The organism is uncultured Eubacterium sp. (assembly GCF_934525195.1).
In the GTDB taxonomy this organism is placed as follows: domain Bacteria; phylum Bacillota; class Clostridia; order Oscillospirales; family Acutalibacteraceae; genus Eubacterium_R.
This window is the reverse complement of the sequence record NZ_CAKSZA010000004.1, coordinates 103,704-116,534: the sequence shown is the minus strand read 5'-3', so window position 1 is coordinate 116,534 and position 12,831 is coordinate 103,704. Positions and strand designations below refer to the sequence as shown.

At 39.3% G+C, this 12,831-nt stretch carries 11 protein-coding genes; 10 read left to right on the top strand and 1 reads right to left on the bottom strand.

Translation table 11 applies throughout. The features are described from left to right. Position 1 precedes the first annotated feature (1 nt). The 3 genes from Q0E03_RS05400 to Q0E03_RS05390 all read left to right on the top strand — a co-directional run bounded on the left by Q0E03_RS05400 (position 2) and on the right by Q0E03_RS05390 (position 6,113). On the top strand, positions 2 to 1,426 hold the full coding sequence (locus tag Q0E03_RS05400; RefSeq protein WP_297130125.1) for a lipopolysaccharide biosynthesis protein: 1,425 nt from the start codon (positions 2 to 4) through the stop codon (positions 1,424 to 1,426). A gap of 162 nt (positions 1,427 to 1,588) precedes the next feature. Then, complete coding sequence (locus tag Q0E03_RS05395; protein WP_297130122.1) at positions 1,589 to 4,198, top strand: glycogen/starch/alpha-glucan phosphorylase; 2,610 nt, start codon at positions 1,589 to 1,591, stop codon at positions 4,196 to 4,198. Positions 4,199 to 4,253: 55 nt separating this feature from the next. Next, positions 4,254 to 6,113 carry an alpha-amylase family glycosyl hydrolase gene (locus Q0E03_RS05390; protein WP_297130119.1) on the top strand — a complete coding sequence of 620 codons (1,860 nt, stop codon included), beginning with the start codon at positions 4,254 to 4,256 and terminating at the stop codon, positions 6,111 to 6,113. Between the two features lie 98 nt (positions 6,114 to 6,211). Here Q0E03_RS05390 and Q0E03_RS05385 read toward each other — a convergent pair whose 3' ends face one another. Next, on the bottom strand, positions 6,212 to 6,415 hold the full coding sequence (locus tag Q0E03_RS05385; protein ID WP_297130116.1) for a helix-turn-helix domain-containing protein: 204 nt from the start codon (positions 6,413 to 6,415) through the stop codon (positions 6,212 to 6,214). 124 nt (positions 6,416 to 6,539) lie between these two features. On the opposite strand from Q0E03_RS05385, the gene Q0E03_RS05380 reads away from it, so the two are divergent. The 7 genes from Q0E03_RS05380 to gatC all read left to right on the top strand — a co-directional run bounded on the left by Q0E03_RS05380 (position 6,540) and on the right by gatC (position 12,828). Continuing rightward, positions 6,540 to 7,343, top strand: coding sequence for a fibronectin type III domain-containing protein (locus Q0E03_RS05380; RefSeq protein ID WP_297130113.1), 804 nt, complete (start codon positions 6,540 to 6,542; stop codon positions 7,341 to 7,343). Positions 7,344 to 7,520: 177 nt separating this feature from the next. After that, complete coding sequence (locus Q0E03_RS05375) at positions 7,521 to 7,991, top strand: DUF2975 domain-containing protein (RefSeq protein WP_297130110.1); 471 nt, start codon at positions 7,521 to 7,523, stop codon at positions 7,989 to 7,991. Between the two features lie 9 nt (positions 7,992 to 8,000). Beyond that, the gene (locus tag Q0E03_RS05370) at positions 8,001 to 8,204 is read left to right on the top strand and encodes a helix-turn-helix transcriptional regulator (RefSeq protein ID WP_078767965.1); all 204 of its coding nucleotides are present in this window, start codon (positions 8,001 to 8,003) and stop codon (positions 8,202 to 8,204) included. 25 nt (positions 8,205 to 8,229) lie between these two features. Beyond that, positions 8,230 to 9,882 (top strand): DUF4153 domain-containing protein, encoded by a 1,653-nt coding sequence (locus Q0E03_RS05365; protein ID WP_297130108.1) that lies wholly within the window; start codon positions 8,230 to 8,232, stop codon positions 9,880 to 9,882. Beyond that, positions 9,879 to 10,589 (top strand): hypothetical protein, encoded by a 711-nt coding sequence (locus Q0E03_RS05360; RefSeq protein WP_297130105.1) that lies wholly within the window; start codon positions 9,879 to 9,881, stop codon positions 10,587 to 10,589. Before Q0E03_RS05365 ends, Q0E03_RS05360 begins: the two co-directional genes overlap by 4 nt. Positions 10,590 to 10,764: 175 nt before the next feature. After that, a complete protein-coding gene (aspS, locus tag Q0E03_RS05355; RefSeq protein WP_294778442.1) occupies positions 10,765 to 12,522 on the top strand; it encodes an aspartate--tRNA ligase in 1,758 nt (585 codons plus the stop codon). Positions 12,523 to 12,540: 18 nt separating this feature from the next. Further along, positions 12,541 to 12,828 (top strand): Asp-tRNA(Asn)/Glu-tRNA(Gln) amidotransferase subunit GatC, encoded by a 288-nt coding sequence (gene gatC / locus Q0E03_RS05350; RefSeq protein WP_297130102.1) that lies wholly within the window; start codon positions 12,541 to 12,543, stop codon positions 12,826 to 12,828. The last annotated feature ends 3 nt before the right edge of the window (positions 12,829 to 12,831 follow it).

Sequence of the window (12,831 nt, the reverse complement as noted above, 5' to 3'; positions counted from 1 at the left end):
TTTGGATAAGTATAAAAAATTAGCCACAAATACAATAATATTTGCAATCGGTACATTTTCTTCAAAGATTTTGTCCTTTTTGCTTATGCCTTATGTCACGAGCAAACTTTTGCCTGAACAGTATTCTACGGGTGATCTTATTCAGCAAACCGCAAATGTGCTCATTCCTATTGTGTTTTTGCAAATTAACAGTGCGGTGCTTCGCTTTGCTCTTGATAAGAATGAGAATAAAAGCGATGTTTTCACCATCGGTGTGCGAACAACACTTAAAGGCTTTTTGGCATTTTTGATTTTCTATTATCCCGTTACCTTGATAAAAATCAACGATATGAAACTTGGCGAATACGCTCCGCTATTGTATCTTTTTGTGTTGATTTCGGGTATGCGTCAACTATGCCAACAGTTCGTAAGAGGTTGCGGACAGGTTAGAATTTTTGCAATAGACGGTATTATAGCAACCGCAACAACTCTGCTCTTTAATCTGTTGTTCCTTGGTCCGCTTAATATGGGCGTAACCGGCTATGTTCTTGCAATTATTGCATCCGATTTTATGTCGGTTGTGTTCCTTTTTGTTGCAACAAAATTGTGGAACGACCTACATTTCCACAAGGTTAACAAAAAAACAAAGATTGATATGCTCAAATATTCTGTTCCGCTTATGCCGACAATTATTTTGTGGTGGATAATCAATGTGTCGGACAGATATATGGTAACAGGCTTTATAGGTTCTGCCGAAAACGGACTTTATACCGCCGCTTCAAAGATTCCGAACTTTGTTATTATGTTCTCGTCAATTTTTATTGATGCGTGGCAGTTGTCCGCTGTTGATGAATACGACAGCGAGGACAAGGCGGATTTCTTCAGCAAGGTGTTCCGTGTTTATTCGGGCGGTATATTTGCCGTTTCTTCGGGTCTTATTCTGTTCTGTCAGTTTATCACCAAAATTTTGGTTAAGCCGATTTATTACGATTCGTGGAAATATGTTCCTGTTCTTATTATCGCAACAACCCTTTCGTGCCTTGTAAACTTCCTTGCATCTGTTTATATGGCGGAGAAGAAGTCGGTTATGGCTATGGTTACTGCTTTGTCGGGAGCATTGACAAATATCGTACTCAATTTGCTTTTGATTCCGAATATTGGTGCAATCGGTGCCGCAATAGCAACTGTTATCGCTTTCGCCGTTGTGTTCATTTTCAGAGGGGCAAACACCAAAAAGTATATCGCAATCAATTTCAATACACCGCTTCTTGTTGTCGAGGTTGCAATTCTTGCGGTTCAATGCGTTGTTATGATAAAACTAAAGTCGGGAGCAATGATGTACGGCATCGAATCGGCTCTTGTTTTGGCTATGCTTTTGGTGAATATTAAGCCTATTAAAGAACTTGCAAACAAGATTTTGGGCAGATTTTTAAAGAAAAGCAAGTGATTTTTGCAAAAAGACTTCTTATTTATACAAGAGGTCTTTTGTGTTTTTGTGTAAAATGTATATATTTGGCTGTGACTATTGAAAAACTTGCATTTTTAGTGTACAATATACAAAAAATTAGAAATAACATATCATTTTTAAATAAATTTTTGGAGGAATTGTATGAAAACGACTATTTCTACAACACATGCAAAGAAGCTTATAACCGATAAGCTCTCTCATTTCTTCGGTGTTGCACCCGATGTTGCGACAGATGAGCAGTTTTACAAGGCTGTTGCTATGATAGTTCGTGACGAACTTTCAAAGAAAAACAGCGATTTCAGACATACGGCAAAAGGACAGGATTCAAAGGAAATTTACTATCTTTGTATGGAATTTCTGATGGGTCGTTCACTCAAAAACAATCTTTATAATCTCGGACTTACAGAAACTTTTGATAAGGCTCTTTCATCAATGGGTGTAAAACTTGACAATCTCTATGAGCAAGAGCCTGATGCAGGACTCGGCAACGGCGGTTTGGGTCGTCTTGCCGCTTGTTATCTTGACGGACTTGCAACAACAGGTTTTCAGTCAATGGGTTATTCACTTCGCTATGAAGCAGGTATCTTCAAGCAGAAGTTAATTGACGGCTGGCAGACCGAACTCCCTGATTTCTGGCTTCCGGGCGGTGATGTTTGGCTCGTTCCTCGTGAGGAGCGTTCGTGCAAAGTTGCGTTTGAGGGCTATATTGAAGATAGCTGGGACGGCGACTTCCACCATGTAAATCATAAGGACGCCAACGTTGTTGAGGCTATTCCGTACGATATGTATGTGTCGGGCAAAGGCGAGGGCGTTTCTCGACTTCGTTTGTGGGCTGCAAAGAAGCCTGAACTTGATATGACTCTTTTCAACGAGGGTTCATATATGAAAGCTATGGAACAATCTGCAATGGCAGAGGCTATCACAAAGGTTCTTTATCCTGCGGATAATTCACCTGAGGGCAAGTCCCTACGCCTTCGTCAGCAGTATTTCCTTGTTTCTGCTTCAATTCAGGATATTATTCAGCGTCACCTCACAAAGTACGGCACTCTTGACAATCTTCCTGACAAGGTTGCAATTCATATCAATGACACTCACCCGACAATGGCTATTCCTGAGCTTATGAGAATTATGCTTGACGAATGCGGATATAGCTGGGATGATGCGTGGTCAATCGTAACTCGCACAGTTGCCTACACAAACCACACTGTTATGAAAGAAGCACTTGAATGTTGGAGCGAGGAACTTTATTCTCGTCTTCTTCCTCGTATTTATCAAATTACCAAGGAAATTGACAACCGCTTCCGTGCATATGTTTGGTCGGCAACCTATGATGCAGACAGAGTTGAGCGTATGGCAGTCGTTTCAAACGGCGTTGTTCGTATGGCAAATCTTTGCGTTATCGGTTCTCACAGCGTAAACGGCGTTTCCGCACTTCACTCGGAAATTCTTAAAGAAACCGTGTTCAACGATTTCTATAACCTCACCCCTGAAAAGTTCTGTAATGTAACAAACGGAATTGCATTCCGCCGTTGGATTTGCCAGGCAAACCCTGCGCTTACAGAATATCTCACTTCTCTTATCGGTGACGGATTTATCACAAAGAGTGATGAACTCGAAAAACTCCGTCAGTTCAAGGATGACAAAAAAGTTCTTGCAAAACTTGATGAAATCAAGCACGAAAACAAGGTTCGTTTTGCAAAGATTATCAAAAAGCGTAACGGTGTTGATATTAACCCTGATTCTATCTTTGATGTTCAGGTTAAGCGACTTCACGAATATAAAAGACAGCAACTCAATATTCTCAACATCATTTCCGAATATCAGATGCTCAAGGAAAATCCAAATGCGGATTATTATCCAAAGACATACATCTTCGCTTCAAAGGCAGCTCCGGGCTACTTTATGGCAAAGAAACTTATTCAGCTTATTGATGCACTTTCAAATGTTATCAACAACGACCCTGATGTAAACGGAAAACTCAAGGTTGTGTTCCTTGAAGATTACAATGTTTCTCTTGCCGAGGTTCTTATGCCGGCTGCCGACATCAGTGAGCAGATTTCTCTTGCAGGCACAGAGGCATCGGGCACAGGCAATATGAAACTTATGCTCAACGGTGCTATAACTCTTGGTACGCTTGATGGTGCAAATGTAGAAATTCACGATGCTGTAGGTGAGGATAATATTTACATCTTCGGCATGAAAACTCCGGAGGTTGAACAACTCAAAAAGGCAGGCTACTTCCCACAGAGCTATATTCAAAACAACGAAGCACTTGCAAAGGCTATGGCATTCTTGCAAAACGGCGTAAACGGCAAGAAGTTTGATGAGGTTTACTATTCACTTGTCAATACCGACCCTTATATGGCACTTGCGGATTTCACCGATTATCAGCGTGCTCAAAGAGAAATTTCAAAGGCTTATGCCGACAGAGAAAAGTTTGTCAAGATGTCTTTGATGAACATTTCGGGTGCAGGCATATTCTCTGCCGACCGTTCAATTATGGATTATGCAAACAACATTTGGCACACAAAGCCTGTTCAGTTTGCCTCTGAAACACCAAAGGCAGCCAAAAAGTCAAAGCCTATGGCTCCAAAGAGCGAAACCAAGGCAGAACCTGAAAAGGAAATAAAACAAGAAGCAAAGGCAGAACCGAAAAAGGCTGAAAAGAAAGCAGAGAAAAAAGTTGCTCCAAAGAAAGAAGCACCAAAAGCTCCTGCAAAAAAGCCGGCTTCAAAATCAAAGAAAAAGTAATTAACTAAAAAGCTCCCCTTATTCAGTAAGGGGAGTTGTCGTGTGAATATATAATATGGTATTTAATTCTCGCAGTAAGGAATATAAAGAAAAAATTCGAGCAATCGCAACCGACGAACCCGTAAAGCTCCGCATAATTGTACCTCGCTCAATGAAATGCAGCGGGGCAACTCTTTGCGTGCATAAGGAAAACGAAAACAATGTCTACAACTCTATGTTCTGGGCAGGTATGTGCGGTGACGACAAGGAGTATTGGGAACTGCATTTTGTTGCCGACACTCCCGGACTATATTGGTATCATTTTGAACTTGATACCCCGTGGGGCAAAAGCTTTGTTCGTAATATGGGTCATGGTCACGGAGAGTTTTCACCTAACGGTGCCGACTTTCAGCAAACGGTTTATGACAAGGATTTTGCTACTCCCGATTGGCTAAAGGGCGGTATAATTTATCAGATTTTTCCTGACCGTTTTTATAATTCGGGCAAGAAAAAAACAGGATACAGAAAAAGTCGTGTTCTTCGCAAATGGGGCGATGAGCCTTTTTGGCGAGAGGAACAGATGAATGGCATTTGGAACAACGATTATTTCGGCGGTGACCTCTTGGGCGTTGAGGAAAAACTCCCTTATTTAAAGGATTTGGGCGTCACTTGTATTTATCTCAACCCGATTTTTGAAGCGAATTCCAACCATAGATACGACACAGCCGATTATGAAAAAATTGACCCGCTCTTGGGAACGGAAGCAGATTTGAAAAGGCTCTGCAAGGTTGCCAAAGAGGAATACGGAATCGGCATAATTCTTGACGGTGTTTTCAGTCACACAGGCTGTGACAGCAAGTATTTTAATTTGTACAATAATTACGACAGCGCCGGTGCGTACAACAGCCAAAAAAGTCCTTATTATTCGTGGTATAAGTTCATCAATTATCCCGACGAATACGATTCGTGGTGGGGTATTAAACTTCTGCCTGAGGTCAGAGAAGAGGACGAAAGCTATCGTGAATATATCTGTGGCAAAAACGGAATTTTACGCAAATGGCTCAGGTGCGGAATTTCAGGCTGGAGGCTTGATGTTGCCGATGAACTTCCCGATGTGTTCCTTGATGATTTGCGCAAGGCGGTCAAGGAAGAAAACAGCGATGCTGTGATTATCGGCGAGGTTTGGGAAGATGCAACCACAAAATTTGCCTACGGTCAGCGCCGTCGCTATCTCCTCGGAGAACAGCTCGACAGCGTTATGAACTATCCGTTTGCAAATGCAATTTTGGATTTTGTCAAATACCCAAATGCGTATGAGTTTTTTGACCGTGTGATGACAGTTGTTGAAAACTACCCGTCACAGGTTACAAATTCGTTGATGAACCATATCGGCACTCATGACACAGAGCGTGCAATCAGTCGACTTGCGGGTGACAGTTGTGAGGGTTACGGCAGACATTGGCAGTATGAACACAACAAATTGTCGGAGTACGATTATCTTCGCGGAATTTCGCTTATGAAAATCGCATCGCTTATTCAGTATACTTTGCCGGGCGTGCCGTCACTTTATTACGGTGATGAAATCGGTATGGAGGGTCGCAAAGACCCGTTCAACCGTGCTTGTATGAATTGGGAAGAACCGAATAACGAACTTCTCCGTTGGTATAAGCGTCTTGGCGAAATTAGGCTCGGTTGCAAGGTGCTTGCCAAAGGTGAGTTTGTGCCGCTATACAGCGAACACAAAACTATTGCTTATCTCCGCAAAGACGAAAATAGTGAACTCTTGGTGGCTGTCAATCTCGATGACACCGATGTTGATATTTTCGTCGGCGAGCAGTGGGATAATTCGTATTGCTTTTTTGACGAATCGGCAACAGACGGCTATATCCACCTCGAACCTATGCGATATACATTATTGACCAGAGTGATAGAATAATGTGATAAGCGTTTTTGTTTACATTTAAAAGTTAATTTTTGTTAAGTATTTATACTATTGAATTAATAAAACAACGGCTTAAATTTAAGCCGTTGTTTTTATCTTTTGTCTGTTCTTTCTAATATATAATCTATACTTGTGTTATAAAAATCCGCAAGTGCAATCAAAACTTCGGGCGGAATTGTACGCTGACCGCTTTCGTAATACGCATATGTTCTTTGCGGCAGATTAAGTTTTTTGCCGAGTTCTGTTTGAGTTAGGTCACAATCTTCTCTCAAATCCCGTATTCGTTTATATTTCATTTAATCACCAAATATTATTATATTAAAGAACAAAATGTTCTATTGACATTTAGAACAGATTGTTCTATAATTAATTTGTGCAAATCATATGTACAAAATGTATTTATTATTAAAGGAGATAATTATGAAAAAATTTTTAAGCTTATTTATGACATTAATTATGGTAATTGGTATCGTTACAGGTACATCAATGATTGCTTATGCAGGCGGTTGGGCAGACCAAGCTATTGATATTGATTTTGACACGGTTTATAATGCTTCACCGTCTTTAGAAGATGCAAGCAAAACCCAAAGCAGTTTTGGAGTAAGAAGTGATTATTATTATGATGCTTTTAAATTCTCTGTTCCGGTCAGCGGTAAGATTACCTTAAATATGGAAGCACAAAGTAAATATTATTTACCGTTGGAATATGAGAGCAGAATAGATTACTTAATTTACAGCGCTGAAAATTTGGATGAAGAATATAATGTTGATTATAATGTAATCAAATCAGGTTTTAGTTCTGCAAGAAATATTTATTATGGCAAATATGAATGGAATTTACCTGCCGGAGAGTATTATATGCTTTTTGAATATGTTTATATTGGGGCTTGGGGCTTTTTTCAAAAGGGGGAGTGTGATTTTTCAGTTTCATATACTCCTAATATTGCAACTCCTTCAAATGTAAAGGCGTACAGTAAAAAATTAAAAACCGTTAAAACTTCTTGGAATGGGGTTTCGGGAACAAATCAATATCAAGTATATTTGTCAACTAATAAAAAGTTTACCTCTTGCAAAAAAGTTAATGTTTATAACAAAAAGTCATTTACTTTTAAAGGCTTAAAGAAAAACAAAACATATTATGTTAAGGTTAGAGCAGTTAAAAATGTAAACGGTAAAATTTATTATGGCAAATGGTCTGCAAAAAAAGTTGTAAAAACTAAATAGTATATTTTAAACTCAGAACTTAAAACGAGTAAAGTGTCATTTATGATTCTTTACTCGTTTTAATTTGTTGGTGAATTATACTTGAATAATGATAAATAATTATTGACAAACGATAATTTTCGTGGTATAACATAAAAAAACGAAAACCAATTTTTTACAGAAAGGCTGTATTTTATTATGAAATCTTCGGCTAAATTTACACAATTTGTTGTTCGTATAGGTTATGTTGGGTTAACCGCCGCATTATTTTTGGTTCCGTATTTCCTCGGAAAAGGAAATATTGAGCAGTATAATTCCTGCGGCAACGCCTTTAACGGAGTTTGGATAACTGCACCGTTTTATTGCGTTGCACCGGCAGGGTATATTGCTCTTGCTTGTATTGATGTCATTATGCAAAATGTAAAAAACGAGAATGTCTTTTGCAATAAAATAGCCAAGTTATTGAAAGTTATTGTTTGGTGCTGTTTTTACGCAGGGTGTGTCGGCTTGATTTCATTTGTTCTGATTCTCGCCATAAACAAGTCTGTTGTTATTTATATGCTTATTCTTGCTCTCGGAGAGTACTTTATGGCACTTATTTGCAATGTGCTCAAGTCTTGTTTTGAAGCCGGCAATCTTATTAAAGAAGAAAACGATTTGACAATATAGGAGGGCAAAATGATTGTAGTTAATTTGGATGTTATGCTTGCAAAACGCAAGATGTCCTCGCTTGAACTTGCCAACCGTGTGGGTATCACACAGGCTAATTTGTCAATTCTCAAAACAGGCAAGGCAAAGGCAATTCGCTTTTCAACGCTCGATGCAATCTGCAAAGAACTCGATTGCCAGCCTGCCGACATTCTTGAATATCAGCCTGATTAAAACTGATTGTTTTTGAGGTGTTATTATGAATAAAAAACAATATTCGCCACTTGACAAAAAAGACAAATTTTTGTTTCCTGTGGCGCTTGCATTGTGCTTTGTGTTTGTTGATTTTGTTCTGTTTGCCAAAGCAATAGGTTTGGGATTTACACTTGCATATGTGCTTTCTTTTGCATTTTCAACGGTGTATTTGCTTGGCAAAAATCAAAAGCCGTCACCGATAGGTGTTGTTTACGGAGCTTTGGGCGTGGCGTCATCAATTCCCGTAACTCTCTATAACGACAGCATAACGCAGTTTTTGATGCCGATTTTGGCACTTGGACTTTATGTGCTCTACTGTGTGTCGTATACAGACGAAAAGCAAAAATTCGGCTCGTATAAAATAATGACCGCTTCGCTCAAAGCCTTAACTTGCGGAGTGTTCAAGGCAATGCCCGATGTTGTCGGCTCGGTCAAAGCAGGGGAGAAAAAAGACAAAAAATCGCTGTCCGCACTTGTAGGAGTGTTGCTTGCAATCCCTGTTTTGTGTGCCGTTGTTCCGCTTCTTGTAAAGTCAGATGCGGCGTTTGAAGGACTTGTCAGCGGTGTGGTTTCAAAATTTGCTTCGTATATGGGCGAACTTGTTGTGACTTTGATTTTGATTCCGCTTTGCTATTCTTATTTGTTTTCTTTAAGACATAAGAATACTGCGAGCGAAAAAGACAAACCGAAAAAGCGTAAAAGTTTGCCGTACACGGTTTGCACTTCGTTTTTGTGCGTGATTTCCGCAACATATTTATTGTATCTATTTTCACAGCTTGCGTATTTCTTCAGTGCGTTTTCCTATATTTTGCCGGAAGGCTACAAAAATACCGCTTCGGAATTTGCCCGCCGTGGATTTTATGAAATGTGCACGGTTTGTGCAATCAATTTAGCTGTTATCGGCATAATCTTTGCTTTTGTAAAGGGCAAAAACGGCAAATTGCTAAAGGCACTTTGCACCTTTGTGTCCGTGTTTTCAGCGTTGCTTGTAATCGTGGCAATGCAAAAGATGGTGATGAATGTTAGCGTTTACGGACTATCGAAAAATCGCATTTTGGTGTTTGCTTTTATGCTTATGATGCTTGTTGTAATCGTGATACTGATTATCCACATCTTTGCTCCGAAAGTGCCGTATATGCAAACGATTATCGTCTTTTGCTCCGCTATTTTGATAGCAATTTCTTATTCAAATGTTGATGCAAGAATTGCAGATTACAACATCAAGGCATACAATAATCACACACTTGAAAATCTTGATGTGGGCAACATTGCCGACCTTTCCGACAGCGCCGTGCCGTATCTCATCTCCCTTGCAAAAAGCGGAAATGCAGATGCCAAAGAAGAACTTTATAAGGTCGTCGGCAATAATTATCACGATGAACTTGTGCTTGATTTGAAAACGATGGAAATCAAAAGCAGCGGTGACATTAGAAGGTTTAACTACTCTCACACTCTTGCCGTAAATGCAATTTATGATTACTATTTGAGCCTTGATGAAAACGGTGCAAAAATATTTGCAAATCATTCTGCGATTGCCGATTATGAAAAGTATTACTATTCAGACGAAGACACATATTGCAAAGTGTCTGATGATTCATACAGCGAAACGACTTACAAACTCAACAAGGCAACCGGTTTATATGAGGTAAGTAAATGATAATTCCGAAATCTAAAAATATAATTGCCTTTTGTACGGCAGTAATTGTTATTATTTTTACTCTTGCGTTCGATTTTTATATGTTCAAATATTATCTTCCGAATTTACAAGTCAAAGAAAACAGAAAAAACGGTGAGATAGTTTCAATTGAATATAATGGAGATGTATATTATCCCACAGAACTTTATTTTGCGTCTAACACCGAATTTATCCTCGGTGACAAAATCTGTGAAAAACCTAATTTGATTTTTCCGAGAGCATATTATTCACTTGAAAATGATGAAGATAATGTGTTTTTATATCAGTCTGTTTTTAGGGATAGCAAAATGTTTACAAAAGACAGAACAATATATAAAACTGATGACTTGAAATGCGGTAATATAACTTCGGTTTTGATTATAAAAAACAGTTCGCCTGCAGTAAAACAATTTGTTGCTGAAGATAATATTGTCTATTTTTGTAAATCTCTTGAAAATTATAAAGATGATGAGTATGAAGCAAAAACATTTACTAAGAATACCGGATATTGGTATTATATTAGTTTTTCATATTCCGGTTCGGCAGTTTGTCCGAATTCGAATATAATTATAGGAATTTATGACGGGGAATATTATTTATCAACCGATATTTCAGATTATACTTTTACAGGTGTGCCGATTAAAAATGAGCAGTTGACACATCTTTTAGATTTAATGTACCATTTATGATTTAAAAAATATCCTATTTTTACAATGGGATATTTTATTTTTCTTAAAATAACTATTAATTTATATATAATTAATATAAAATAGTTGTTGAAGTGGCAAAGTAACTGTGCTATAATATTAGCGTTAATATGGATTTTTATATCTATTCAGAATTTTCCATGAAAGGAATTATATTATGGCATACAGAACACATAACTGTAACGAGCTTACATTTGATAATCTCAACCAAAGAGTTCAACTTGCAGGTTGGGTAGACACAATCCGTGACCACGGCGGTGTTGCATTCATCGACCTCAGAGATGAGTACGGTGTAACACAGGTCGTTGTAAACGATGACGATCTTATCAACCATCTTCGCAAAGAGAGCGTTATCTCTGTTGAGGGTGTTGTTGTTAAGCGTGATGAAGAAACAATCAATCCAAAAATTGCAACAGGCGAACTTGAAGTAAAGGTTGACACTCTTAAGGTGCTCAATCCTTGCACAGAGAATTTGCCTTTTGAAATCAGCGAAAGCAGAGAAACCCGTGAGGATGTTCGTCTTTCTTACCGTTTCCTTGATTTGAGAAACAAAAAGGTTCACGACAATATTATTTTCAGAAGTCAGGTTGTTTCATATCTTCGTCAGAAGATGACCTCTCTCGGCTTTACCGAAATTACAACTCCAATCTTGACTTGTTCATCACCGGAGGGTGCTCGTGACTACATCATTCCATCTCGTAAACACGAGGGCAAGTTCTACGCTTTGCCACAAGCACCACAGCAGTTTAAGCAACTCCTTATGACTTCGGGATTTGACAGATATTTCCAGATTGCACCTTGCTTCCGTGATGAGGACGCAAGAGCAGACCGTTCACCGGGTGAATTCTATCAGCTCGACTTTGAGATGGCTTTTGCAACTCAAGAAGATGTATTTGAGGTTGCCGACGAAGTCCTCTATGATACTTTTGAAAAGTTTGGCGGAGGAAAGAAAATTTCTCCAAAGCCATTTGTAAAAATTCCTTATGACGAGGCTATGCTTAAGTACGGTACAGACAAGCCTGATCTTCGTAACCCTCTTGAAATTGTTGACCTTACAGAATTCTTCTCTGATGTAGAATTCAAGGCATTCAAGGGCAGACCTGTTCGTGGTATCAATGTACCGGGTTGTGCAAAGCAGTCAAAGGGCTGGTTTGAAAAGATGCTCAAGTACGCACTTGAAATCGGCATGAAGGGTCTTGGCTATATTGAAGTTCTTGAGGACGGATCATACAAAGGCCCTATCGACAAGTTCCTTCCTGATGATAAGAAAGAGGAACTTCGCTCAATCTTCAACTTCAAGACAGACGATACATTGTTCTTCATTTGCGACACACCAAAGGTTGTCAATGAACTTGCAGGTATGATCAGAACAGAGCTTGCAAACCGTCTTGACCTTATTGATAAGGACAGATTTGAATTCTGCTACATCACAGACTTCCCAATGTTTGAACGTGACGAAAACGGTCAGCTCATCTTTACACATAACCCATTCTCAATGCCACAGGGCGAAATGGATGCGCTTCTCAACGAAGAGCCGACAAAAATCAAGGCTTATCAGTACGACATTGTTTGTAACGGTGTTGAACTTTCATCAGGCGCTGTTCGTAACCACAGACCTGATGTTATGGTTAAGGCGTTCGAAATGGCAGGATACAGCGAAGATACCGTTAAGGAGAAGTTCGGCGCTCTCTATAACGCATTCCACTATGGTGCACCGCCTCACGCAGGTATGGCACCGGGTGTTGACCGTATGATTATGCTCCTCAAGGATGAAGAAAATATCCGTGAAATCATTGCGTTCCCTATGAACAGCAACGCGCAGGATATGCTCCTCGGTGCACCAAACTATGTAACCGAACTTCAGCTTCGTGAAACTCACATCAAGCTTCGCAGACCTGTTGAAAAGGACAAATAATTTTTGGAGGCAAATATAATGCAAATTACTCCTGATTTAATTAAATATCTTGAAAAATTAGCTCGTATCACATTGACAGAAGATGAGGAAAAGAAAGTCGGCAACGAACTTCAGGATATCCTCACCTATATTGATATGCTAAACGAGCTTGATACAGACGGCGTTGAAGCTATGAGCCACTGCTTCCCTGTAACAAATGTTATGAGAGAAGACGAGGTTCAGCCGTCAATGTCGGCAGACGAAGTTGTTGCCAATGCTCCTGAAAGTCAGGACGGCTGTTTCGTTGTGCCAAAGACTGTGGACTAAGGA

What these genes read in the sequence shown, in the direction of transcription:
- Q0E03_RS05395 (WP_297130122.1), top strand. Translation starts at nt 1,589, where the DNA reads ATGAAAACGACTATTTCTACAACACATGCAAAGAAGCTTATAACCGAT.
- Q0E03_RS05390 (WP_297130119.1), top strand. Translation starts at nt 4,254, where the DNA reads ATGGTATTTAATTCTCGCAGTAAGGAATATAAAGAAAAAATTCGAGCA.
- Q0E03_RS05385 (WP_297130116.1), bottom strand. Translation starts at nt 6,415, where the DNA reads ATGAAATATAAACGAATACGGGATTTGAGAGAAGATTGTGACCTAACT.
- Q0E03_RS05380 (WP_297130113.1), top strand. Translation starts at nt 6,540, where the DNA reads ATGAAAAAATTTTTAAGCTTATTTATGACATTAATTATGGTAATTGGT.
- Q0E03_RS05375 (WP_297130110.1), top strand. Translation starts at nt 7,521, where the DNA reads ATGAAATCTTCGGCTAAATTTACACAATTTGTTGTTCGTATAGGTTAT.
- Q0E03_RS05370 (WP_078767965.1), top strand. Translation starts at nt 8,001, where the DNA reads ATGATTGTAGTTAATTTGGATGTTATGCTTGCAAAACGCAAGATGTCC.
- Q0E03_RS05365 (WP_297130108.1), top strand. Translation starts at nt 8,230, where the DNA reads ATGAATAAAAAACAATATTCGCCACTTGACAAAAAAGACAAATTTTTG.
- Q0E03_RS05360 (WP_297130105.1), top strand. Translation starts at nt 9,879, where the DNA reads ATGATAATTCCGAAATCTAAAAATATAATTGCCTTTTGTACGGCAGTA.
- aspS (WP_294778442.1), top strand. Translation starts at nt 10,765, where the DNA reads ATGGCATACAGAACACATAACTGTAACGAGCTTACATTTGATAATCTC.
- gatC (WP_297130102.1), top strand. Translation starts at nt 12,541, where the DNA reads ATGCAAATTACTCCTGATTTAATTAAATATCTTGAAAAATTAGCTCGT.